The organism is Microbacterium sp. K27 (genome assembly GCF_004794435.1).
Classification (GTDB): Bacteria; Actinomycetota; Actinomycetes; order Actinomycetales; family Microbacteriaceae; genus Microbacterium; species Microbacterium maritypicum_A.
The window spans coordinates 14,690-34,521 of record NZ_SSDK01000030.1; the positions used below are offsets into that span (position 1 = coordinate 14,690).

General features: G+C 69.1%; 20 protein-coding genes. 15 read left to right on the forward strand and 5 right to left on the reverse strand.

Annotated elements, in window-relative coordinates; all coding sequences use genetic code 11:
- Positions 1–86 precede the first annotated feature (86 nt).
- From DW307_RS02875 to DW307_RS02895, 5 genes are all read left to right on the forward strand, one after another.
- On the forward strand, positions 87–1,517 hold the full coding sequence (locus DW307_RS02875) for an MFS transporter (protein ID WP_136023872.1): 1,431 nt from the start codon (positions 87–89) through the stop codon (positions 1,515–1,517).
- 220 nt (positions 1,518–1,737) lie between these two features.
- Positions 1,738–2,514, forward strand: coding sequence for a DUF2520 domain-containing protein (locus DW307_RS02880; RefSeq protein WP_029265239.1), 777 nt, complete (start codon positions 1,738–1,740; stop codon positions 2,512–2,514).
- Positions 2,511–3,410: a pantoate--beta-alanine ligase gene (gene panC / locus DW307_RS02885; protein ID WP_136023873.1), complete on the forward strand. Its 900-nt coding sequence runs from the start codon at positions 2,511–2,513 to the stop codon at positions 3,408–3,410. Before DW307_RS02880 ends, panC begins: the two co-directional genes overlap by 4 nt.
- A complete protein-coding gene (panB, locus tag DW307_RS02890; RefSeq protein ID WP_136023874.1) occupies positions 3,407–4,276 on the forward strand; it encodes a 3-methyl-2-oxobutanoate hydroxymethyltransferase in 870 nt (289 codons plus the stop codon). The genes panC and panB overlap by 4 nt, the downstream gene beginning before the upstream one ends.
- A gap of 127 nt (positions 4,277–4,403) precedes the next feature.
- Entirely contained in the window at positions 4,404–5,672 is a 1,269-nt protein-coding gene (locus DW307_RS02895) for a hypothetical protein (RefSeq protein WP_136023875.1), read from the forward strand.
- 115 nt (positions 5,673–5,787) lie between these two features.
- Here DW307_RS02895 and DW307_RS02900 read toward each other — a convergent pair whose 3' ends face one another.
- On the reverse strand, positions 5,788–7,482 hold the full coding sequence (locus tag DW307_RS02900; RefSeq protein ID WP_205810317.1) for a glycosyltransferase family 2 protein: 1,695 nt from the start codon (positions 7,480–7,482) through the stop codon (positions 5,788–5,790).
- Between the two features lie 178 nt (positions 7,483–7,660).
- Positions 7,661–7,939 (reverse strand): helix-turn-helix domain-containing protein, encoded by a 279-nt coding sequence (locus tag DW307_RS02905; RefSeq protein ID WP_136023957.1) that lies wholly within the window; start codon positions 7,937–7,939, stop codon positions 7,661–7,663.
- A gap of 87 nt (positions 7,940–8,026) precedes the next feature.
- Between DW307_RS02905 and map the strand changes: the two genes are divergently transcribed.
- From map to DW307_RS02930, 5 genes are all read left to right on the forward strand, one after another.
- Positions 8,027–8,800: a type I methionyl aminopeptidase gene (gene map / locus DW307_RS02910; RefSeq protein ID WP_136023877.1), complete on the forward strand. Its 774-nt coding sequence runs from the start codon at positions 8,027–8,029 to the stop codon at positions 8,798–8,800.
- 44 nt (positions 8,801–8,844) lie between these two features.
- Positions 8,845–9,363: a hypothetical protein gene (locus DW307_RS02915; protein ID WP_029265232.1), complete on the forward strand. Its 519-nt coding sequence runs from the start codon at positions 8,845–8,847 to the stop codon at positions 9,361–9,363.
- A 43-nt stretch (positions 9,364–9,406) separates the two neighbouring features.
- On the forward strand, positions 9,407–10,042 hold the full coding sequence (locus DW307_RS02920; RefSeq protein ID WP_021198429.1) for a PadR family transcriptional regulator: 636 nt from the start codon (positions 9,407–9,409) through the stop codon (positions 10,040–10,042).
- Between the two features lie 45 nt (positions 10,043–10,087).
- Positions 10,088–11,782 (forward strand): ABC1 kinase family protein, encoded by a 1,695-nt coding sequence (locus DW307_RS02925; protein ID WP_136023878.1) that lies wholly within the window; start codon positions 10,088–10,090, stop codon positions 11,780–11,782.
- Positions 11,783–11,916: 134 nt separating this feature from the next.
- Positions 11,917–13,917: a BCCT family transporter gene (locus DW307_RS02930; RefSeq protein ID WP_136023879.1), complete on the forward strand. Its 2,001-nt coding sequence runs from the start codon at positions 11,917–11,919 to the stop codon at positions 13,915–13,917.
- Between the two features lie 26 nt (positions 13,918–13,943).
- Here the strand turns inward: DW307_RS02930 and DW307_RS02935 are convergent, their stop codons facing one another.
- Positions 13,944–15,560: an SDR family oxidoreductase gene (locus DW307_RS02935; protein ID WP_136023880.1), complete on the reverse strand. Its 1,617-nt coding sequence runs from the start codon at positions 15,558–15,560 to the stop codon at positions 13,944–13,946.
- A 158-nt stretch (positions 15,561–15,718) separates the two neighbouring features.
- On the opposite strand from DW307_RS02935, the gene DW307_RS02940 reads away from it, so the two are divergent.
- The 3 genes from DW307_RS02940 (at position 15,719) to DW307_RS02950 (ending at position 17,958) form a co-directional block, all read left to right on the forward strand.
- Positions 15,719–16,942 (forward strand): MFS transporter, encoded by a 1,224-nt coding sequence (locus DW307_RS02940; RefSeq protein WP_136023881.1) that lies wholly within the window; start codon positions 15,719–15,721, stop codon positions 16,940–16,942.
- 219 nt (positions 16,943–17,161) lie between these two features.
- Positions 17,162–17,644 carry an SRPBCC domain-containing protein gene (locus DW307_RS02945; protein ID WP_136023882.1) on the forward strand — a complete coding sequence of 161 codons (483 nt, stop codon included), beginning with the start codon at positions 17,162–17,164 and terminating at the stop codon, positions 17,642–17,644.
- The gene (locus tag DW307_RS02950; RefSeq protein ID WP_021198423.1) at positions 17,641–17,958 is read left to right on the forward strand and encodes an ArsR/SmtB family transcription factor; all 318 of its coding nucleotides are present in this window, start codon (positions 17,641–17,643) and stop codon (positions 17,956–17,958) included. The genes DW307_RS02945 and DW307_RS02950 overlap by 4 nt, the downstream gene beginning before the upstream one ends.
- Before the next feature lie 4 nt (positions 17,959–17,962).
- Here the strand turns inward: DW307_RS02950 and DW307_RS02955 are convergent, their stop codons facing one another.
- On the reverse strand, positions 17,963–18,517 hold the full coding sequence (locus DW307_RS02955) for a MarR family winged helix-turn-helix transcriptional regulator (protein WP_136023883.1): 555 nt from the start codon (positions 18,515–18,517) through the stop codon (positions 17,963–17,965).
- Positions 18,517–18,759 carry a hypothetical protein gene (locus tag DW307_RS02960; RefSeq protein ID WP_021198421.1) on the reverse strand — a complete coding sequence of 81 codons (243 nt, stop codon included), beginning with the start codon at positions 18,757–18,759 and terminating at the stop codon, positions 18,517–18,519. The genes DW307_RS02955 and DW307_RS02960 overlap by 1 nt, the downstream gene beginning before the upstream one ends.
- Positions 18,760–18,887: 128 nt before the next feature.
- Here DW307_RS02960 and DW307_RS02965 point away from each other — a divergent pair, with 128 nt between their 5' ends.
- Together DW307_RS02965 and DW307_RS02970 are read left to right on the forward strand one after the other, a co-directional pair.
- On the forward strand, positions 18,888–19,331 hold the full coding sequence (locus DW307_RS02965) for a MarR family winged helix-turn-helix transcriptional regulator (protein WP_029260137.1): 444 nt from the start codon (positions 18,888–18,890) through the stop codon (positions 19,329–19,331).
- A 66-nt stretch (positions 19,332–19,397) separates the two neighbouring features.
- A complete protein-coding gene (locus tag DW307_RS02970) occupies positions 19,398–19,724 on the forward strand; it encodes a DUF7882 family protein (protein ID WP_136023884.1) in 327 nt (108 codons plus the stop codon).
- Positions 19,725–19,832: the final 108 nt, after the last annotated feature.

The following is a 19,832-nucleotide window of genomic DNA, read 5'->3' on the forward strand; positions in this document are numbered from 1 at the left end:
TCTTCGCATGCCCTCAAGAGTGAGTGAATAATCACTCTCTACGCCGAGATCCAGACACGAACCCTGAACAAGAACAGGAGCACCTCATGACCACTCTCACCCCCACGACCACCGCGGCCGGCTCTGGCGCGCAACCGCGCAGCACGCGTCGCTGGCTCGCCCTCAGCGTCCTCGCCCTCGCGCAGTTCCTCGTCGTGCTCGACGCCTCGATCGTGAACATCGCCCTCCCCGTCCTCGGCGACCAGCTCGGAATGGAAACCACCGCTCTCGCCTGGGTGATCACCGCCTATGTGCTGGCTTTCGGCGGACTCCTCCTTCTGGGCGGACGCCTGGCCGACCGCTACGGGCACCGCCGTGTCTTCCTGATCGGGACGGCCGGCTTCGTCGTGGCATCCGCGCTCGCCGGGCTCTCCGTCTCGAGCGAGATGCTCCTCGGCGCCCGCGCCCTGCAGGGCGCCTCCGCAGCGCTCCTCGCCCCGGCGGCTCTGGCGCTGCTCACCCACCTGTTCCCGGACGACCGGGAGCGTGCCAAGGCGCTGGGTGTATGGGGCGCCGTCGCCGGAATCGGCTCGGCGGCCGGCGTCCTGCTCGGTGGAGTGCTCACCGCGACTCTCGGCTGGCAGTCGGTGTTCTTCGTCAACGTGCCGGTGGGCGCACTCGTCTTGATCGCCATCCTGCTGCTCGTCGCGCGCGACGGCGTCCGCATCCCCGGCCGTCTGGACGCTGCAGGTGCCGTCACGGTCACGGCTGCGCTGGTCGTTCTCGTCGGGGGCCTCAGCGCGGTCGAACAGCTCGGATTCCTGCACCCGCTGCCCCTGGTGCTGTTCGCGGCGACGCTCCTGCTCGGCGCCGGCTTCGTCGTGATCGAGCGCCGCAGCTCGGAGCCTCTCATTCCGCTGTCGGTGTTCCGCAACCGCAACCTCGCGCTCGGCAACATCGTGATGCTGCTCGGGGGTGCAGCGATGGTCGCGCTCTTCTTCGCCCTCTCCGTCTACATGCAGGCCGTGCTCGGCTACGACGCTCTCGCCGCGGGGTTGTCGCAGCTGCCTCTCGCCGGCGTGCTCGTGCTCGTCGCGGGCGTCGCTCCCGCCGTGATCGGTCGCGTCGGCACGCGACCGGTGCTGATCGGGGCTCTGCTCGTCCTCGCGGGAGGCCTCGTCTGGCTCGCGGCTGCTCCGTCCAACGCGATGTTCCTCGCGCAGCTGCTCGGACCGACGCTCCTGATCGGCATCGGACTCGGTGGCGCCGTGGTGGCGACGACCCAGCTCGCCGTCGACGGTGTCGACGGCGGAGAGGCCGGACTCGCGGGTGGCCTGATCAACACGAGTCAGCAGATCGGTGGAGCAGTGGGGCTCGCCGTGCTCGGAACGGTCGCCGGATTGCGCACCGCAGGGCTTGCGGCGGATGGGGCATCGGCCGCAGTCGCCCTCACGGGCGGCTTCTCCTGGCTCTTCCTCGGCGCGGCGGGGCTGGCGGTTCTCGGGGCGGTGATCGTCGCGGTCTGGCCTCGGGACTGAACACGGAGGCGGGTGAAACCCCTGGGGTGTGCAGATGCGCCCCAGGGGTTCGCCGCTCGTGCCGAATGACGCAATGTCAATTCACCGACCTATTCCTCGCGCAAACAGACAACACCTGCATACATCTATGTTGGCATTCTGCTCCAGGATTTGGATCGGACGCCGCGCGAGGCAGATACTTCTGGCACCCGGACCTCGTCAACCGGCTCCGGGAATCGACATGCAGACATCCTTCTCTCTTGCGCCAGGAACGACCATCGCCATCGTCGGCGCCGGCCGTCTCGGACGCGTACTCGCGCGGGCCCTGCGGTCCGCCGAGATCGAGGTGCTCGGGCCGGTCGGACGCGACGAACGGATCCCGGATGCGGACATCGTCCTGCTGTGCGTCCCGGACGCGGCGATCACCGGGGCCGCCGTCGACGCACGGCCCCACGCGGGCTTCCTCGGGCACGTCTCCGGCGCAACTGCGCTCACGGATGTGGACTTCAGCCTCCATCCGCTGCAGACCTTCACCGGCGCGGAGGGGCCCGAGGTGTTCCGCGGCATCGGCGCCGCGATCGCCGGCCGCACATCCGAAGCGCGTCATATCGGGGAACAGCTCGCCGTCGCCCTCGGTGCGCGTCCCTTCGAGGTCGACGACGCGCACCGCGCGAGCTACCACGCGGCGGCATCGTTCGCTTCGAACTTCGTCCTCACCGTGCTCGACTCCGCGGAAGGCCTGGCCTCGGCGGCGGGCATCCCCCGCGATGAAGCACGGGCGCTCCTGGCCCCGCTGGTGCACCAGACGGTCGAGAACTGGGCGACGAACGGCGCCGCACCAGTCCTGACCGGGCCCATCGCCCGCGGCGACGAGGCGACGGTCGCGCGCCAACGCGCTGCCGCCGAAGAGCTCGACCTCTCCAATCTGTTCGACGCGCTCGCTGCAGCCACGCGTGTGATCGCCGCGCGCCCTGCTGCCAGCACCCCCATCACGAAAACCGAGGAGGCATCCGCATGAGAATCCTCCGCACGATCCCCGAGGTCAGGGCCGCGATCCGCGACGCCAGAGCCGAGAGCAAGACGGTGGGCCTCGTGCCCACGATGGGCGCCTTCCACGACGGTCACCTGTCCCTCATGCGCGCCGCGCGCGAGGGCTCCGACCTCGTCGTGGTCTCGCTCTTCGTCAATCCGACCCAGTTCGGCCCGAACGAAGACCTCAGCGCCTACCCGCGCGACGAGGCGCGCGATGCCGCGCTCGCCGAAGCCGAGGGCGTCGACATCCTCTTCGCCCCCTCCCCGCCCGAGATCTACCCCGACGGCTTCGCGACGAACATCCACGTGTCGGGCCTCACCGATGTTCTCGACGGCGCGACCCGCGGGGCGCACCACTTCGACGGCGTCGCCACGGTCGTCACGAAGCTGTTCGGCATCGTCCGTCCCGACACCGCCTATTTCGGGCAGAAGGATGCGCAGCAGGTGCTCGTCGTGCGTCGCGTCGTGCGCGACCTCGATCTCGATGTGCGGATCGTGGCGTGCCCCATCGTGCGGGAGGCGGACGGACTCGCCATGAGCTCGCGGAACGTCTACCTCGACTCCGCCGCTCGTGCACAGGCGGTGGCGCTGAACCGCGCCCTCGACGCCGGGCTCGCGATACTCGAGGCGGGTGACCGCGACGCGGGCAGCATCCTCTCCGCCGCGCGCGACGTGCTCGGCGAGGCGGAGATCGACCCCGAGTACCTCGAACTCCGAGACGCCGAGACGCTCCGCCCCCTCGCTCGTGTCGACCGTGACGCCCTTCTCGCGGTCGCCGCGCACGTGGGCGCTGCCCGTCTGATCGACAACCACGTCCTGCGCGTCGCCGATGCCGCGGAATCCATCGACACGAATCCCACCGATACGGAGACTCGCGCATGAGTGCTCACGCCGATCCCCGCCCCCGCGTCACCCTCGCGACCCTCGCCGCGAAGAGGTCGGCTCGTGAACCCATCGTCATGGTCACCGCCTACGACCACCCGAGTGCGCAGATCGTCGAGGCCGCCGGCGTCGATATCGTGCTCGTGGGCGACTCCGCGGCGATGACCGTGCTCGGCTACGACAGCACGGTGCCGGTCACGGTCGACGAGATGCTCATGCTGACCGCGGCTGTGCGGCGCGGACTCACTTCTCCGCTGCTCGTCGGCGATCTGCCGTTCGGATCGTACGAGGCCTCCGACGAGATCGCCATCGCGACCGCGCAGCGCTTCGTCAAAGAGGCCGGCTGCGACCTCGTCAAGATCGAACGTGGCGGCACGACCGTCGACCGGGCGCGTGCGCTCGTGCAGGCGGGGATCCCGGTCGTCGGACATGTCGGGCTCACGCCGCAGACCGCCACCGCGCTCGGTGGATACCGTGCTCAGGGGCGCACCGCCGAGACCGCGCTGACCGTGATCGACGACGCCCTCGCGCTGCAGGCGGCCGGGTGCTCGATGCTCGTGGTCGAGGCGGTGCCCTCCGAGGTGACCGCCGCCCTCGTGCCGCGGCTCGACATCCCGGTGATCGGCATCGGCGCCGGTGCGGATGCCGATGGGCAGGTACTCGTCTTCCACGACCTGCTCGGTCTCTACGACGGCGGGGCCGCCAAGTTCGTGAAGCGCTACGCCGATCTGCGCGCCGCCGCGATCACAGGTGTCGAGGCGTATACGGCCGAGGTGCGCGCTGGCGTCTACCCGGCAACGGAGCACGGGTACCGGATGCCGGAGGGCGAGGCGGCGCGTCTCGTGGAACTGCTCGCCGAACGATAGACCGCGTGGGGCCACGCGGCTGCTCGTCGTTGCGGCTCTCCTGCACAGCCTCCGAGTTCGACGAGTTGTCGACACCTCGTGCTTCCGGGGCGGGGAGTGCAGTCGGTGGCGCTCTAGCGTTGCGCGGATGAACCTCTCAGAGCATGTGCACGTGACGTGGGCACTTCACGTCGGGTTGTCTGTCGCCGATCGTCCTGAACTCACCCGAGTCATCCGCGTGCCACGCGACGCCCCCTCCTACTGGGTCGTGGAGGCGTACCGCCTCAGTCTCGGGCGCGAATCCGACGTCCCGGAGAGCGAGGAGGAAGCCGACCCGCCACCCCTCATCGATCTCCTGCCCTGGCGATGTCGCACCCAGCAGGTGTCGATCCCCGGCGTCGCCGAGTCGGTCGACGTGACGATCACCGGTCCGTTCGAGACCCGTATGGGCGATCCGCGGGTCACCGTCGTCGATGCGGGCCCTGCTGACGAGGATGAGCGGGTTCCGGGGGACTGGCAGACGCGACGACCGCCGTTCCGGGCGGAGCATGTGGAGTTCGAGCTCGCACAGCGCTTCGGACTCGTGCAGCCGCGCCTCGACCCGTCGATGGGGGGAGCGGTCGGCGACGCCCTGCGCGACCCCTCACCGCTGGCGTCGCTGTGCGAGTCGTTGAGTCCGGGGCGTCGACTGGCTCTTCTCGCGCACCTCGAAGACACAGGGCTGATCGACGCCGCACCGCCCGATTCGGTGACGGGTGATTCGGTGATGGCTGGTTCGACGACGGTGGAGACCGTGACGGAGGGGGTGCGGGCGCTGATGGTGCAGATCGGTGCCGACGGGGTCGAGCAGGATGCGGCGGACGGATGGCTGCCCCGCACGGTCGCAGCCCGCGCCGTCGAGGCCCTCGGCTGGCCGGACGCGGCGCCTCCCGGCCGGCCCGACCCCGCGGAGTCCCTGGTGCTGCTCGCACGTCGCACGAAGGCGGTCCGCCGGTTTCGCGGGCGCGTCGTGGTCACTCACCGCGGGCAGGCACTGGCGAAGGGCGAGCTGCGTGCATTCGCGCGGATCGTCGAGGCCGTCCGCGCGATCGGAAGAGAGGGGATGTTCCCCAGCGGTCAGCCGCGCACGGTCACCCTGGCGCTGCTGGCCGTCGCCGATGGCTCGGCCGCGACGTTCGATGAGCTCTCCGAGTTCATCGAACGCGGTGAGGCGGCCGTAGCGGAGGGGCGACGAGGCGGAGCATGGGGCTTCGAATGGTCGCTGCGATCGCGTCAGGAGGGCGGTGCGGACCGCCGTTTCGATCACCGAGACGCGGCGGGGCGGGTGATCGAGATCCTGTGCGCACTCTCATCGCCGGGAGCGTTCGGCTCGATCACTCCAGCGATGCGCGTCGTCGCACGAGCGGCTCTGCGGTGACTCCGCTGGTGGCGGGCAGGGCTGACGGCGGGCAGGGCTGGTGGCGGGCAGGGCTGGCGGTGGGCAGGCGCGCCGATGCGGGGATGGTGAAGGAGAGCGCCGGAGTGGGGTGGCGTCAGCGGCGCCGCGCGAGTGCTCGGACCCGACGGACAGCGCGTCCGGCGAAGTCCTTGACGCGACCGCCCGGCCATTCGCGGCGAAGCTCGACCGTGCCGTCATCCCTGGCCGCGAGCGTGCAGTTTCGGCCGGCAAGCAGGGGCGACTTTCCCGCGCGGGCGAGCACCGCCGGGGCGGCGACGAGTGGCGTCTCGAAGGTCCATCCCGCGCGCCGGACCTTCACGGTCAGAGCGCCTCCACGCGATTCGTCGTCCGGGCCGAAGACCCTCACAGGGTCGATCGATACGCGGGCGGAGTCGAGGTTGCGGGGGTGGCGGCCTCCGATGCGGCGCTCGGCACCGGTCTCACCGTCGGTGAGGAAGAGGTCGACCCGATCATTGCGAAGCTCGCGGTCGGCGACGAGGAGGGTCTCCGGAAGGCCGTCGATCGTCGAGACGGGAAGCGAGATCAGGCGCGTCACCTTCTTCTTCTTGGAGACGGAGTTCCGGGGGACGGAGTTCTGGGAGACGGATGCCCGGGGGTCCGGGTCCGGGGATTCCGCCACAGGAACTTCGACGACCGTGGTTTCGAAGACGAAGGCATCATGCCCTTCGCTCGTGAGGGGCACGCGCAGCGTCAGGTGCAGGCCGCCTCCACGAGACCAGCGTGCCTCGGTCACCGCCGCGTGACAGGTGATCCCGGCCTCGAACTGCGCAAGCGCCAACAGGTCTTCGCGTCGATCGGCGCGGAGCAGGCTCGCGCGGATCCGATGCGGCAGGCCGAGACCGGCGTCGACGCCCGGCCCGAACTTCTTCTGCACCAGGGGAGTGACGACGTCGAGCAGGCGGTCGCGGTAGTCGTCCGGATAGCGGGCCATCTGTCGACCGGAGAGCCGCTTCAGGATCTTGCCGCGGAACCAGTGCCGCAGAAGCCGATCGCGGAGCTTTCCGGGTTCGGTGTGCGCCTCGACGAGATCGAGCACCGTCTCGAGATGAGGGAAGTACGATTCCGGGTCGATGCGAGAAGAGCTCGCGCTGCCCGGTTCTTTGACCCAGGCGTAGCAGGGTTCGCTCGCGAGGATCGAGATCGTCGACGCGGCGAAGTACGCCTGCATCACGAACAGATGATCCTCGAGGCGCACCTTTCCTTCGGGGAAGCGGATGCCGTTCGCCCGGAGGAAGGAGGTGCGGAACATCTTGTGCGGGGTGAGCATCTCCAGGAGCGGGTCGGTTCCGAGGACCGCGTCGGGGACGTCGTGGCTGAAGATCCGGCTCGGCAGACGACGGCCGATGCCCACCTCCTTGCCCACGATCACATCGGACGAGTGCTGGTCGGCATAATCGCACAGCTTCTCGAGCGCACCGTCGAACAGGTAGTCGTCCTGGTCGACGAACTGCACATACGTTCCGCGAGCAGCGTCGACGCCGTGGTTGCGAGGCATGCCGGGCCAGCCGGAGTGCTCCAGCGACAGCACCCGCACATGGGGGCGGTCGCGGGCGATGGCTGCCAGACGTGCACCGGTGGGCTCGCCCGAGCCGTCGTCGCACAGGAGCACCTCGAGCGAGGCCGTGCCGAGGGTCTGTCGATCGAGCGACGCGATGAGGTCGTCGAACGAGGGCCCGGGCCGGTACACCGGGACGATCACACTCACGCGGATGTTGTCCGCGGATGCCTTGCTCTTCTCCGGCCGATCACTCTGTGACAAACGTCTCACTCCCCCAAGTCGACAATCCCCCGAGCTAAACACGACTTCCTGTGTGCGTCACCGGGCTTGCGCGACGGCCGGGCGTGTGCGCGGTTCACGCGGCACGAGGAAGGGGCATCGAACGACGGGCGGCCGCGACGGAGAACTGGAGCAGAGGAGGGGATGAAAGCCCGCGCTCATCCGGAGCTCAGGAGGCGATTCTCTGCGCGCCCGAGTCTGCGGAGCGCGAGCCGACCTCGGCCCACACCGCATCCAACGAGAGGCCCAGCACATCGGCCACTGCCGCGATGGTCGAGAAGGCCGGCGTGGCCACGCGGCCGGACTCGATCTTCCGCAGCGTCTCGGGGGAGATGCCGGCATCCAGTGCGACCGCCAGCATCGATCGTTCACCGCGTGCGCGGCGCAGCAACGCTCCCAGACGCTCGCCGCGTTCGACGTCGGCCGGGCTCAGAGGCATGCGGACCATCATGACGCCCATTCTAATACCGGGATAGTATTACCGGGATAGTTATTGGATTCGCGAAGCCGCATCGAACGACACGGAGGAACACCCATGATCGAGATCCTGAGCGCCGAGGAGCTCGTCCGCGCCAGGGCCGCCGGTGCGCTCGTCGGCGACATCTTGCAGGCGCTGAAGACCCGCGCCGAGGTCGGCGTGAACCTGCTCGACCTCGACCGATGGACCCGCGAGATGATCGAGGAGGCCGGCGCCGAATCCTGCTACGTCGACTACGCGCCGTCGTTCGGGCGAGGCCCCTTCGGGCACTACGTCTGCACGGCTGTGAACGACGCCGTTCTGCACGGCATGCCTCACGACTATCGACTCGCCGACGGCGACCTGCTCACGCTCGACCTGGCCCTCACGCTCCGTGGAGTCTCCGCCGATGCCGCCGTCAGCTTCGTGGTCGGCGATAACCCCGCAGCCGAAGACCTCGCGATGATCACGACGACCGAGCGCGCGCTCGCCGCAGCCATCGCCGCCGCACGCCCGGGGGCGCGCATCGGCGACCTCTCGTACGCGATCGGCTCGGTCCTGAGTGCCGAGGGCTACCCGATCAACCTCGAGTTCGGCGGCCACGGCATCGGCTCCACCATGCATCAGGATCCGCACGTCGCGAACGATGGGCGTCCGGGCCGCGGCTACACGCTCCGCCCGGGGCTCCTGCTCGCCCTCGAGCCCTGGGTCATGGCCGACACTGATGAACTCCGCACGGATGCGGACGGGTGGACTCTGCGCAGTGCGACCGGATGCCGCACGGCCCACAGCGAGAACACGATCGCGATCACCGAGCACGGCGCGGAGATCCTCACCCTCCCCTCGCGCTGACCGGCCGTCGCGCTGACGGGGGCCCGGCCCCTACAGTGGGTGCCATGCGCGACGCGGCGTCTCTCGACTGGACTCAGGTGGATCTCACGAGCCGTCGCGGCGCCTGGGGTCAGCGCATCACGGCCGGCCTGCTGGTCGCGTCGGGAGTGATCGGCTTCGCTCTGAGCTTCCCCTCACTGTCTGCGTGGTGGTGGGAGCTGGCCCTCCTCGGCTTCGGGTGCCTGCTCATGGTGCTGCTGGGCATCGGGCTCTGGATCAACGCGAGAGTGAACGCGGACGAGACCGTCACGCTGAAGGAGTCGGGGGTCCGTGTCGAGCTGCCGGTCGTCGGGGCGTTCGAGACGACCGACGAAGCTGTGCGGTACCAGCTGCAGCTGCGTCTTCCGGAGCCCGAGCAGGGCCGCGAGTACCTGGTGCACGCGTGCGGCGACCGCCGATGCATCGCCGCCGGGCGTGCAGCGCCGAACGCCGAGCTGCCCGTTCTCATCGATGCGAAGACGAAGACATGGGGTGTCATCCACGGGGTCGACGCATCGGAAACTCCCACCCCACCCTCAGGGTGAACGATATATCGTTGAGTATCGTTCACCACAGCAGGAGGTCATCATGAACAACGCATTCCCCTCCAACCCGTTCGGCGGCAACAGCGGCCCCGGGAGCAACGGCGGACCCGGCGGACTCTTCGGCGGATCCGGCTTCGGCACGGGCCCCGGCGGCCCGGCATCCGCGATCTTCGAAGCCATGGACCAGCTCCGCAAGTCGTTCGAGTCCCGCCCCTCCGGCGGCTCGCGCATGGCCCGCGGCGATGTCCGCGCGGCGGTGCTCTCCTTGCTCGGCGAGAAGCCGATGCACGGTTACCAGATCATCAACGAGATCGCCGAGCGCAGCGGCGGCACCTGGAAGCCGAGCGCCGGTTCCGTGTACCCCACGTTGCAGCTGCTCGCCGATGAAGGACTCATCGAGGCCGAAGAGCAGAACGGTCGCAAGACGTACTCCCTCACCGAGGCCGGCCGTGCCGTGTCCGAGGAGAACTCCGAGACCCCTGCTCCGTGGGAGTCGTCGTCCGGCAAGGACGGGCACCGCGACAGCGCCCGTTTCAACGCTCTGCCGAAGGCGGGCGTCGACCTCGCCGCCGCCGCAGCCCAGGTCGGCCGGAGCGGTTCGCCCGAGCAGGTGCAGCAGACGATCGAGGTCCTCGACGAGGCCCGCCGTAGGCTGTACTCGATCCTCGCGCAGGACTGACCGCGCAGTGCGGCATCGAGCGGGGACCTGCGAAGGAGCCACGCGATGACGGATGCTGCGGCACAGGGCGTTCACCGCGCCAGGTACCGCCGCATCCTGTCGTTCGCGGGCCGGGAATTCCTCAAGATCTGGTGGTTCGAGCTCGTCCTCCCGCGTTTCGGGATGAGCAGGATCGCGGAGCGCACCCGTGGCCAGCGGATGCAGACCTTCGCACGGCGCTTCCATGTGCTCGCGGTCGAGCTCGGCGGGCTCATGATCAAGGTCGGCCAGTTCATGTCGTCGCGCCTCGATGTGCTGCCGCCCGAGATCACGAAGGAACTCGAAGGGCTGCAGGACGAGGTCCCACCCGTGCCCACGCCGGCGATCCGCGCTCTCGCCGAAGCCGAACTGGGCATCCCTCTCGAGCGCGCGTATGCCTGGTTCGATGACACGCCGCTCGCCGCCGCCTCGCTCGGGCAGGTGCACCGCGCCAGGCTCTCGGACCTCGACGCCGCCGACACCGGTCTCGAAGCGGTCGTCGTCAAGGTGCAGCGGCCGGGTATCGACGAGATCGTCGCCGTCGACCTCGCGGCGCTGCGGCGCGTCGCTCGCTGGCTGACCCGCGTGCGCATCGTCGCCGACCGGGTGGACGCCCCGGCGCTCGTCGAGGAGTTCGCCGAGACCAGCCTCGAAGAGATCGACTACCTGCACGAGGCGGCGAGTGCCGAACGCTTCCGCGAGAACTTCGCCGACGACCCTCGCGTCGATACCCCGGAGATCGTGTGGGAGCGGTCGACCCGTCGGGTGCTCACGCTGTCGGATGTCACGGCCATCAAGATCAACGACACCGACGCCCTCCGCGCGGCCGGCATCGATCCGGCGCAGGTCGCCGCGGTGTTCGCCGAGGTCATGTTCGACCAGGTGTTCACGCACAGCTTCGTGCACGCCGATCCCCACCCGGGCAACATCTTCGTCACTCCGGCGCCGTCGATCGACGGAGAGCCGGGGCCGGGATTCCGCCTCACGTTCATCGACTTCGGCATGATGGCCGAGATCCCGGCGAGTCTCCGCGACGGGCTGCGCACACTACTGATCGCGGTCGCCGGGCGTGACAGTCGCGGCCTCGTCGCCGCGGCTCAGGAGATCGGCGTGCTGCTGCCCTCCGCCGACACCGCCGAACTCGAACGGGCTCTGAGCACGCTGTTCGCCCGCTTCGGCGGCATGGGTTTCGCCGAGCTGAGCAAGGTCGATCCGCGCGAGTTCCGCGATTTCGCGGAGGAGTTCGGCGACATGGTGCGCTCGCTTCCGCTGCAGCTGCCCGAGAACATGCTGCTGTTGATCCGTGCCGTCTCGCTGACGTCGGGCATGTGCAGCGGGCTCGATCCCGCCTTCAACGTCTGGGATGCCGCCGAACCCTATGCCGGTCGTCTGCTGCGCGACGAGAGCGGGAACATCGTGCAGGCCTTCGCGAACCAGGCGATGGGCACGATGGCCACAACGTGGAATCTGCCCGGCCGGATCGACAAGATCATCACGCGCATCGACGACGGGAATGTCACGTTCGACACCTCCCGTCTGGAACGCCGCCTCGATCGGCTCGAGGGCATCGCCCGCCGTATCGCGTCGGGAGTGCTCTTCGCGGCGATGCTCATCGGCGGAGCGCTGCTCGTCCCCTCCGTCGCGCCGTTGGGCATCACCCTGATCTGCGTCTCGGTGCTCCCGCTGCTGCACTCCGTGTTCGGCGGGCGCCGCTCGCGGTAGAAACGGCACGCCCGAGAAACCCAGGTCATCCGGCATCCGTCCGGCGTGCCGTGCGCCGACACGCCGCGGATCGCGAGGGTCGTCTGGGTTTTCGCCTCCGTGCGTGGCCACCTCACGTGACAGGATGGGATGCCATGGAGACCCCTGACGAGAAGCCCGACGAACGCTCCGCAGGACACAATCCTCCGCGCCCCCGCACGGATGCCGTCGGTACGGGAGCGAACCGCCTCCCCGCCAAGGCCACCGAGACGGCACGGAAGATCGTCCGCGACATCGCCGCCGTCCCTCCCCGCAGCGTGCACCCGGCGCTCGTGCCCGGTGTCTCGGTCGAGGAGACCGGGCGCACCTATCGCACCGACCCGCTCGTGTTCGGCGTCGCGGTCGCCCTCACCCTCGCCTTCATCGCGTGGGGAGTCTTCGCGGGCGACAACCTCGCCGGCACGACCCGCACCGTGCTCGACTGGGTGGTGGAGTACTTCGGCTTCTTCTTCACGACCATCGCCACGGTCATCCTGGTCTTCATGCTGTTCGTCGGCTTCAGCCGCTACGGACGCATCCCGCTCGGTCGTGACGACGAAGAGCCCGAGTTCTCGATGTTCTCGTGGATCTCGATGCTGTTCGCCGCGGGCATGGGGATCGGTCTCGTCTTCTGGGGCGCCGCAGAGCCGCTGAACTTCTTCGAGAACCCGCCGCCCGGCACTGTCGAGGCGAACACCCTCGACGCGATGCACACGGCCCAGACCCAGGTGCTCTACCACTGGGGCCCGCAGGCATGGGCGTTCTACGCGCTCGTCGGCGGCGCCATCGCGTACGGGGCCTTCCGTCGCGGTCGCACCCCGCTCATCTCCTCGATCTTCGCCCCGCTGCTCGGCGAAGGACGCACGACCGGGCCCCTCGGACGCACGATCGATATCTTCTCGATCATCGTGACGCTGTTCGGCACCGCCGCATCGCTCGGACTCGGCGCCCTGCAGATCGGACACGGTGTCGAGATCGTCAGCGGCGCGGGGCCGCTCGGCAACGGCGTGCTGATCGCGGCGATCGCCGTGCTCACCGCCTGCTTCATCGCCTCCGCCGTGTCGGGCGTCTCGAAGGGCATCCGTGCGCTGTCGAACATCAACGCCGTCGTGGCGCTCCTGCTGGCGTTCTTCGTCTTCTTCGTCGGACCGACCCTCCTCATCCTGAACGTGATCCCCTCGGTGGCCGTGCAGTTCATCGGCGACCTTCCGCAGATGATCGGTCGCTCGGCCTCGCAGGGCGAGGCTGCTCAGACGTTCCTGTCGAGCTGGACGATCTTCTACTGGGCCTGGTGGATCTCGTGGTCGCCCTTCGTGGGCATGTTCATCGCCAAGATCTCGCGCGGACGCACACTGCGCCAGTTCGTGTCGGTCGTCATCGTGGTCCCGTCCGCCATCTCGCTCGTCTGGTTCGCGATCTTCGGAACCACGGCGATCCAGCAGCAGATGGGCGGAGCGAACCTCACGGTCGATCCGCCGGAAGAGGTGCTGTTCGGCGTGCTCGAGAACCTCCCGTTCTCGATGATCACCAGCGTCGTGCTCATCCTGCTGATCGCGATCTTCTTCGTCACCGGAGCGGACTCCGCGTCGCTCGTGATGGGCACCCTTTCGCAGCAGGGGAGGCCGGAGCCGGCGCGTTGGGTCGCAGTGGTCTGGGGTGTGCTGGTGGGTGTGATCGCCGCCGTGCTGCTCGTGACCGGCGAGGAGGGGAGCGGTCTGAAGTCTCTGCAGAACGTGACCATCATCGCCGCGCTGCCGTTCGCGATCATCATGGCCTTCATGATGGTCGCGTTCATGAAGGACCTGCGGCGTGATCCTCTGATCCTGCGCGAGCGCTACGCCAAGGCCGCGGTGCGGCACAGCGTCATGGCGGGACTCGAGGAGTACGGCGACGACTTCGCGCTGGTGCCCGTCGCGTACGACCACTCCGAGGACGATCTCGACTGGATCGACGAGTCGACCGTCGACGACTCGCTCGCCGAGGTGTACGAGGCCGCGACCGAGGCGATCGACATCATCCCGCCGGCCGAGGTGGATGCGGTCGTCGACGCGGCGCTGGAGGACGGCCCCGTCTCTCCGGATGCCGCGGTCGCTCCGGAGCAGCGTCGCGCGGACTGAAGCGGAGCGGCGCGGAGATCAGGCGATCACGCCGGACCAGGCACCTTCTCAGAGGGCCGGCCGGAATCGGCGGGATCGCCGGTCGCCGCGACGGATGCCTGCGCCTCTTTCGCCTCTTCGGCAGCGGCCGTGATGCGTGCGGCCATGCCGGCGAAGATGGCGCCGTGGAACGGCAGGACGGCGAGCCAGTACAGCCGACCCGTCAGGCCGCGGGGGAAGAAGATCGCGCGCTGCTCGTAGCGGGCGCCTTCGTCGTCGGGCACGGCACGCAACTCCAGCCACGCCTCGCCCGGCACCTTCATCTCGGCGCGCAGGCGCAGGAGCGATCCGGCATCCGTCGTCTCGACGGCCTCGACGCGCCAGAAGTCGATCGCGTCACCCACGCGGGCGGCGGTGCGGCTCCGGCGTCCGCGGCTGAGGCCCACGCCGCCGACGATGCGGTCCATCCACCCCCGCACCGCCCACAGCAGCGGTGAGGAGTACCAGCCGTTCTCGCCGCCGATGCCGAGGATCACGCGCCACAGCTCCGCCGGGGAGGCGCTCGTGGTGACCGAGCGGGAGTCGGTGAAGACCGTGCGTCCGGCCCATTCCGGATCGCTCGGCAGGGGGTCGCTGGGCGCGCCGGAGACCTCGGAGTCCTGCCAGCTCGTCTCGATCGTGTCGCCCCGGACTCGACCGAGCGCCAGATCGACCGCGCGGCGGTAGGGAGTCAGCCCGCCTGCCGGGCGGGGGATGAGCTCGTCGACCTCGTGGTCCTTCATGATGCACTCGTTCTGCAGTGACGCGACGAGCGGGCGGGCGATCGACCGCGGCACCGGGGTCACCAGATTCACCCAGTGCGATGCGAGGCCGGGGGTCAGCACCGGGAGGGCTGCGATCGCACGCTGCCGGAGCCCGGCCTCGACCGCATAGCCGTTCATCATCTGTCCGTAGCGCAGCACATCGGGGCCTCCGATGTCGACCGCGCGATTCACGTCGGTGTCGACCCGCGCCGCCCCGAGCAGGTAGTGCAGCACGTCGCGCACAGCGATCGGCTGGATGCGGTTGCGCACCCACTTCGGCGCGGGCATATACGGCAGCACGTCGGTGAGATGACGGATCATCTCGAAGGACGCCGAGCCCGATCCGATAACGACGCCCGCTTGCAGCACGAGCGTCGGCACGCCGGATCGCAGGAAGATCTCGCCCACGTGCACGCGCGAGCGCAGGTGCGGTGAGAGCTTCGCGTCGTCCGGATGCAGGCCGCCGAGGTAGACGATCCGACGCACGCCCGCGCGGGCCGCCGCCTCGGCGACTGTCGTCGCGGCTCGCTCGTCGCTCTCCTCGAAGCCCTTGCCCGCAGACATCGAGTGGATCAGGTAGTACACGACGTCGACGTCGTCCATGGCCGCGGCGACGGCGTCCGCGTCATCCGCCGACCCCTCGACGATCTCGCAGTCCGGACCCCAGGGGAAGGATGCCGCCCGCGCCGCATCCCGTACCAGCGCGCGCACGCGGTATCCGGCGTTCAGCAGGCGCGGGGTCAGCCGCCCTCCGATGTATCCGGTCGCACCGAGGACGAGGGCGCGCGGCGCGGAGCCGTCGTCGCGGGGGATGGCGCGCAGCGTCTCTTCGCGACCGGTGGGCTGGGTGAGTTCGGGCATGTCCTGAGCGTAGGCCGGGCGTCCGACGCGCGGAACGGGGTTGCGGGGTGCGGCGGCGGTCTGTAGGAGGGCGGTGCGCAGGCGGCCGTCGGCGTCCGTGGAGCCGGGCGCGGATTCCGTGTGGGCAGAGCCCCTCGTCGCCCCGTACGATCGTAGACATGGCTTCAATCGAATCGATTCGACGATCCGTGCCGGATCAGGCGTCCCGGCGCGCCCGCATCGCCGTCTCCGCGCTGTTCCTCACGAACGGGGCCCTGTTCGCGAACATCCTGCCGCGTTACCCGGAGATCAAGTCCGCGCTCGGGTTGGACAACCTCGGCTACGGCTTCGCGATCGCCGCCTTCCCTGCCGGCGCCATCGCTGCCGGGCTCTTCGCGGCGGTGCTGATCCGGCGCTTCGGGTCGGCGCGCATCGCCGTCATCGGCACCGTGCTCACGAGCCTCGGGTTGCTGTCGGCGGCTCTCGCGCCGTCCGGGGTGCTGTTCGCCGTCGCGCTCTTCCTCGGTGGAGCATCCGACGCCATCACCGACGTCGCGCAGAACGCCCATGGCCTGCGGGTGCAGCGGCGCTACGGGCGTTCGATCATCAACGGCTTCCACGCGATCTGGTCGATCGGTGCGGTCCTGGGCGGCGCGATGGCCGCAGTCGCGATCGCGTTGCAGCTGCCGCTCGGTGTGCACCTGGGCATCTCCACGGCCGTCTTCGCCACGGTCGCTCTCGTCGCCCTGCGGTTCTGCCTCCCTGGCCGTGACGACGAGGTCGCCGATGAGGCGGCAGTGGAGCCCGTCGACCTCGCTGGTGCGGTGCGCCGCGGCGTGACCCCGCGCACCGTGATCGCGATCATCGCGCTGACCCTCATCGCGATGGCGGGTGCCGTCGCCGAGGATGCGGGGAACTCGTGGGCGACGCTGTACCTCGCCGATTCGCTCGGGGCTGCCGCGGCGATCGCGCCGCTCGGCTTCATCGCCCTGGTCGGCGCGCAGTTCGTCGGCCGGATCATCGGCGATCCGCTCACGGATCGCTTCGGGCAGCGGTGGGTCGCCAGGGTCGGCGGTCTCATCGCCGCGGCCGGCATGACGCTTGCGCTCGCGTTCCCCACCGTGCCCGGTACGATCCTGGGGTTCGCCGCCGTCGGATTCGGCATCGCCACCCTGATCCCCGCGGCCATGCATGCCGCGGACGAGCTGCCGGGGCTGCGGCCCGGCGTGGGGCTCACGGTCGTCTCGTGGCTGCTGCGCCTCGGTTTCCTGCTGTCCCCGCCGTTCGTGGGTTACATCGCCGAGAACGAGAGCCTGCGCGCCGGGCTCCTCGTCGCCCCGGTCGCCGCTCTCGTCGCCGTGTTGCTGGCGGGGTTCCTGGAGAAGCGCCGACCGCACAGCTGACCTCCGTGAGGTGCGGGTGTCGTTTGGATGTCGGGAGGGCGGGTGCAGGGTGTTCTCGCAGCGATTCGTCCTGCATTCGGGAATGCTCCCGCCGCCTGGTGCGGCTGGGGATCTTGCGTGCAACCCAGGGGTTGCGCAAGAGGATCGCATGTGCAACTCTAGAGTTGCAGCTGGCCGATCGGCCGGCGAGGCATGCAGGTGACCACGAAAGGACCCATCATGGTGAACATGACCCACAACGAGGCATCCGTCGTCGATGAGGAGACCTTCTCCGTTCGGCGGAGCATCCAGATCGCAGCCCCCGTCGACAAGGTGTGGCGAGCGGTGGCCGAGCCCGAGCACATCTCCCGCTGGTTCGGGCGCACGGTGCTGGAGGGTGCGGGCGTCGGAGCCACCGGCACGATGACCTTCCCCGACTACGACGTGATCCCGTTGCGCGTCGAGGAGTACGACGAACCGCGACGCATCACCTACCGCTGGAACAACGACGATGCGCTCGGGAAGCTGCCGGAGAGCATCGACGAGTCGACCTCGACCGTGTTCACCTTCACCCTCGAAGAGGCCGACGGCGGCACCAGGCTCACGGTCGTGGAGAGCGGATTCGAGCGCACGTCGGATCCGCACTCGAACCTCGAGTCCCACCGCACCGGCTGGGACCTGGAGCTCGACAAGATGGTCGCACTGGTGGAAGGCGAAGCGTGACCACGGAGACTCTGCTGCCCATGTTCGCGGCGCTCGCGGACGAGACGCGCTGGAGCATCCTGACGGCTCTCGGCGAGGGGGATGCGTCGGCATCCGCCCTCGCCGGGCGCCTTCCGGTGTCTCGGCAGGCGATCGCGAAGCACCTCGCCGTCCTGCAGGAGGTGGGTCTCGTCGAGCCGGTGCCGGTGGGGCGCGAGGTGCGTTTCCGTGTGGTCGGCGCCGAGCTCTCCGCCACCGCCGCGAGGCTCGATGTGATCGGGCGCGAGTGGGACCGCCGCCTCGCCGCGATCAAGCAGATCGCAGAGGGGCTGTAGGGCGTCACTCCGCGGCTTCGGAGCCTTCCTGGTCGCGGATCACGTCGCGAAGCTCCTGGTCGAGGTCGGACGCCTCCTCGATCGCGGCCGTCATCCCGGCGAGGAACCGGGTGACCACGGCACGTTCCTGATCGGAGAGCTCGTCGACGAGGGTCAGCATGCGGCGATGCATCGCGCCGAGGGTGGCGCGCACCTCTTCGTCGCTGCTCACCGTCGGGACCACGACGCCCGCGCGGCGATCGGTGGGGTGCGCCTCTCGGCGGACGTGGCCGCCCTTCTCCAGGCGGTCGATGAGCGTGGTCGTCGATGCGGTCGAGATGTTGAGCATCCTGGCGATGTCGATCGGTCGGACGATCCGCCCGGCGCGCTGTTCCCTGAGCAGGAATCGCAGCGCCATGAGGTCGGTCTCGTTCATGCCCATCGAGGAGCGCGTGCGTGCGCGCATGGCGGTCTCGGCTGCGCGGTAGCGTCGCAGCATGTTGAGCACGTCGACGGTGCTGGCGCTCTCTCCGTCCGGGTACCAGTAGCCCGAACGTGCGTACTCCTGGGAGCCGTTCATCAGGCGACCACCTCTCCGCCGTCTGCGCTGAGCGCCGTCTCGCGTTCGAGCATCTCGACAGCCCCTGTTGCGACCTCGGCGGGGACGACGAGCAGGAACCCGCCCGTGATCGCATCGTTCTCCGCGGTGATGATGCGCGCGATCCGCTCGCGACCGGCTGTGGGGAACTGCTGGTGCAGCTGGTCGAGCAGGTCGGCGTAGCGGACGTATCTCTCATCCTTGAGGTCTATTGGATCGACCATGACGTCCCTTCTCGTCGTGATTCCATCCTCTCATCGTCGGAAGCGCCTGATGATCGCACATTTTGCTAGACAGTCCAGTAATCAGCTCGTCGAGGTAACATGGGGCGGCGGAGATGGGGAGTGGTGACATGGGGCAGAGGCTGGAGATCGCGACACCGGAACTCGCGCGGGAGGTGGATGCGCTTCGCCGTGCCGACGCGCGGCTCGGGCGCCGGCTCGCTGCGGGGCGCCAGCCGAACGAGACCGATCGTGCCGCCATGCGTCTGATCGCGGAAGCGCCCGCCGATCGTCCGGTGACCCCGCGGGATCTGGCCGGGCATCTGGGAGTGAGCACCGCCGCGGTCACATCGGTGCTCCGTCGACTCGCGGAAAGGGGCCAGGTGGTCGTCTCGACCCATCCCCAGGACGCGCGTTCGAAGATCGTGCGCCCGTCGTTGCGTGACCTGCATTCTCCCGCTGACGAGATCTCGCGGCGGGTCGAGGGGATCGAGAGCGAGTTCACACCCGACCAGCTTGCGGTGATCTCACGGTTCCTGCGACGTCTCACCGAGGAGATCTCGGACCTGACCTGAGCCGACTTCCAATTAGCTAGCTAAACTAGTAATCTATTTTCCGAGAGATAAATCGGAGGAGGAGTCATGGGTCAGCTCAGCTATGCCGGAGAGTCGCAGACGTTCGAGGTCGACGACGAGGTGCTCTCTCACCTCCGTCTCGTGGCGGTCACCAAGCTTCGCCGCGGCGAGTCGTTCCCGCTCACGCTGCGTGTGTCGGACACGCGCACCGAGACGCTGTGGATGCACGCCTCGATCCCGGTCCGCTTCACGATCGACGCCGACGTGGAGCTGCAGCGGCCGGTGCTGGTCAAGATGATGGCGGCGGCGAGCGGCGCCGGGGGCCTCGACCTCACCGACATCGACTTCACGCCACTGAGTTCCTCCGCGAGGGTGATGCACGCCGTCGCCTGACGACAAGCTCGCCTCCCTCGCCGATGCACTCCTGGGCAAAGCAGTGCAGCTCGCGGGCGGGGAGGTGCGCGGCCACGCAACCGGGGGGTTCGCGTCGCCGCTTCTGAC

Bases quoted from the DNA above. Each gene is read 5' to 3' on its own strand.
- DW307_RS02920 (WP_021198429.1), top strand. From the start codon at position 9,407: ATGAACAACGCATTCCCCTCCAACCCGTTCGGCGGCAACAGCGGCCCC.
- DW307_RS02940 (WP_136023881.1), top strand. From the start codon at position 15,719: ATGGCTTCAATCGAATCGATTCGACGATCCGTGCCGGATCAGGCGTCC.
- DW307_RS02930 (WP_136023879.1), top strand. From the start codon at position 11,917: ATGGAGACCCCTGACGAGAAGCCCGACGAACGCTCCGCAGGACACAAT.
- DW307_RS02935 (WP_136023880.1), bottom strand. From the start codon at position 15,560: ATGCCCGAACTCACCCAGCCCACCGGTCGCGAAGAGACGCTGCGCGCC.
- DW307_RS02970 (WP_136023884.1), top strand. From the start codon at position 19,398: ATGGGTCAGCTCAGCTATGCCGGAGAGTCGCAGACGTTCGAGGTCGAC.
- map (WP_136023877.1), top strand. From the start codon at position 8,027: ATGATCGAGATCCTGAGCGCCGAGGAGCTCGTCCGCGCCAGGGCCGCC.
- DW307_RS02880 (WP_029265239.1), top strand. From the start codon at position 1,738: ATGCAGACATCCTTCTCTCTTGCGCCAGGAACGACCATCGCCATCGTC.
- DW307_RS02945 (WP_136023882.1), top strand. From the start codon at position 17,162: ATGGTGAACATGACCCACAACGAGGCATCCGTCGTCGATGAGGAGACC.
- panB (WP_136023874.1), top strand. From the start codon at position 3,407: ATGAGTGCTCACGCCGATCCCCGCCCCCGCGTCACCCTCGCGACCCTC.
- DW307_RS02905 (WP_136023957.1), bottom strand. From the start codon at position 7,939: ATGGTCCGCATGCCTCTGAGCCCGGCCGACGTCGAACGCGGCGAGCGT.
- DW307_RS02960 (WP_021198421.1), bottom strand. From the start codon at position 18,759: ATGGTCGATCCAATAGACCTCAAGGATGAGAGATACGTCCGCTACGCC.
- DW307_RS02875 (WP_136023872.1), top strand. From the start codon at position 87: ATGACCACTCTCACCCCCACGACCACCGCGGCCGGCTCTGGCGCGCAA.
- DW307_RS02915 (WP_029265232.1), top strand. From the start codon at position 8,845: ATGCGCGACGCGGCGTCTCTCGACTGGACTCAGGTGGATCTCACGAGC.
- DW307_RS02895 (WP_136023875.1), top strand. From the start codon at position 4,404: ATGAACCTCTCAGAGCATGTGCACGTGACGTGGGCACTTCACGTCGGG.
- DW307_RS02925 (WP_136023878.1), top strand. From the start codon at position 10,088: ATGACGGATGCTGCGGCACAGGGCGTTCACCGCGCCAGGTACCGCCGC.
- panC (WP_136023873.1), top strand. From the start codon at position 2,511: ATGAGAATCCTCCGCACGATCCCCGAGGTCAGGGCCGCGATCCGCGAC.
- DW307_RS02955 (WP_136023883.1), bottom strand. From the start codon at position 18,517: ATGAACGGCTCCCAGGAGTACGCACGTTCGGGCTACTGGTACCCGGAC.
- DW307_RS02965 (WP_029260137.1), top strand. From the start codon at position 18,888: ATGGGGCAGAGGCTGGAGATCGCGACACCGGAACTCGCGCGGGAGGTG.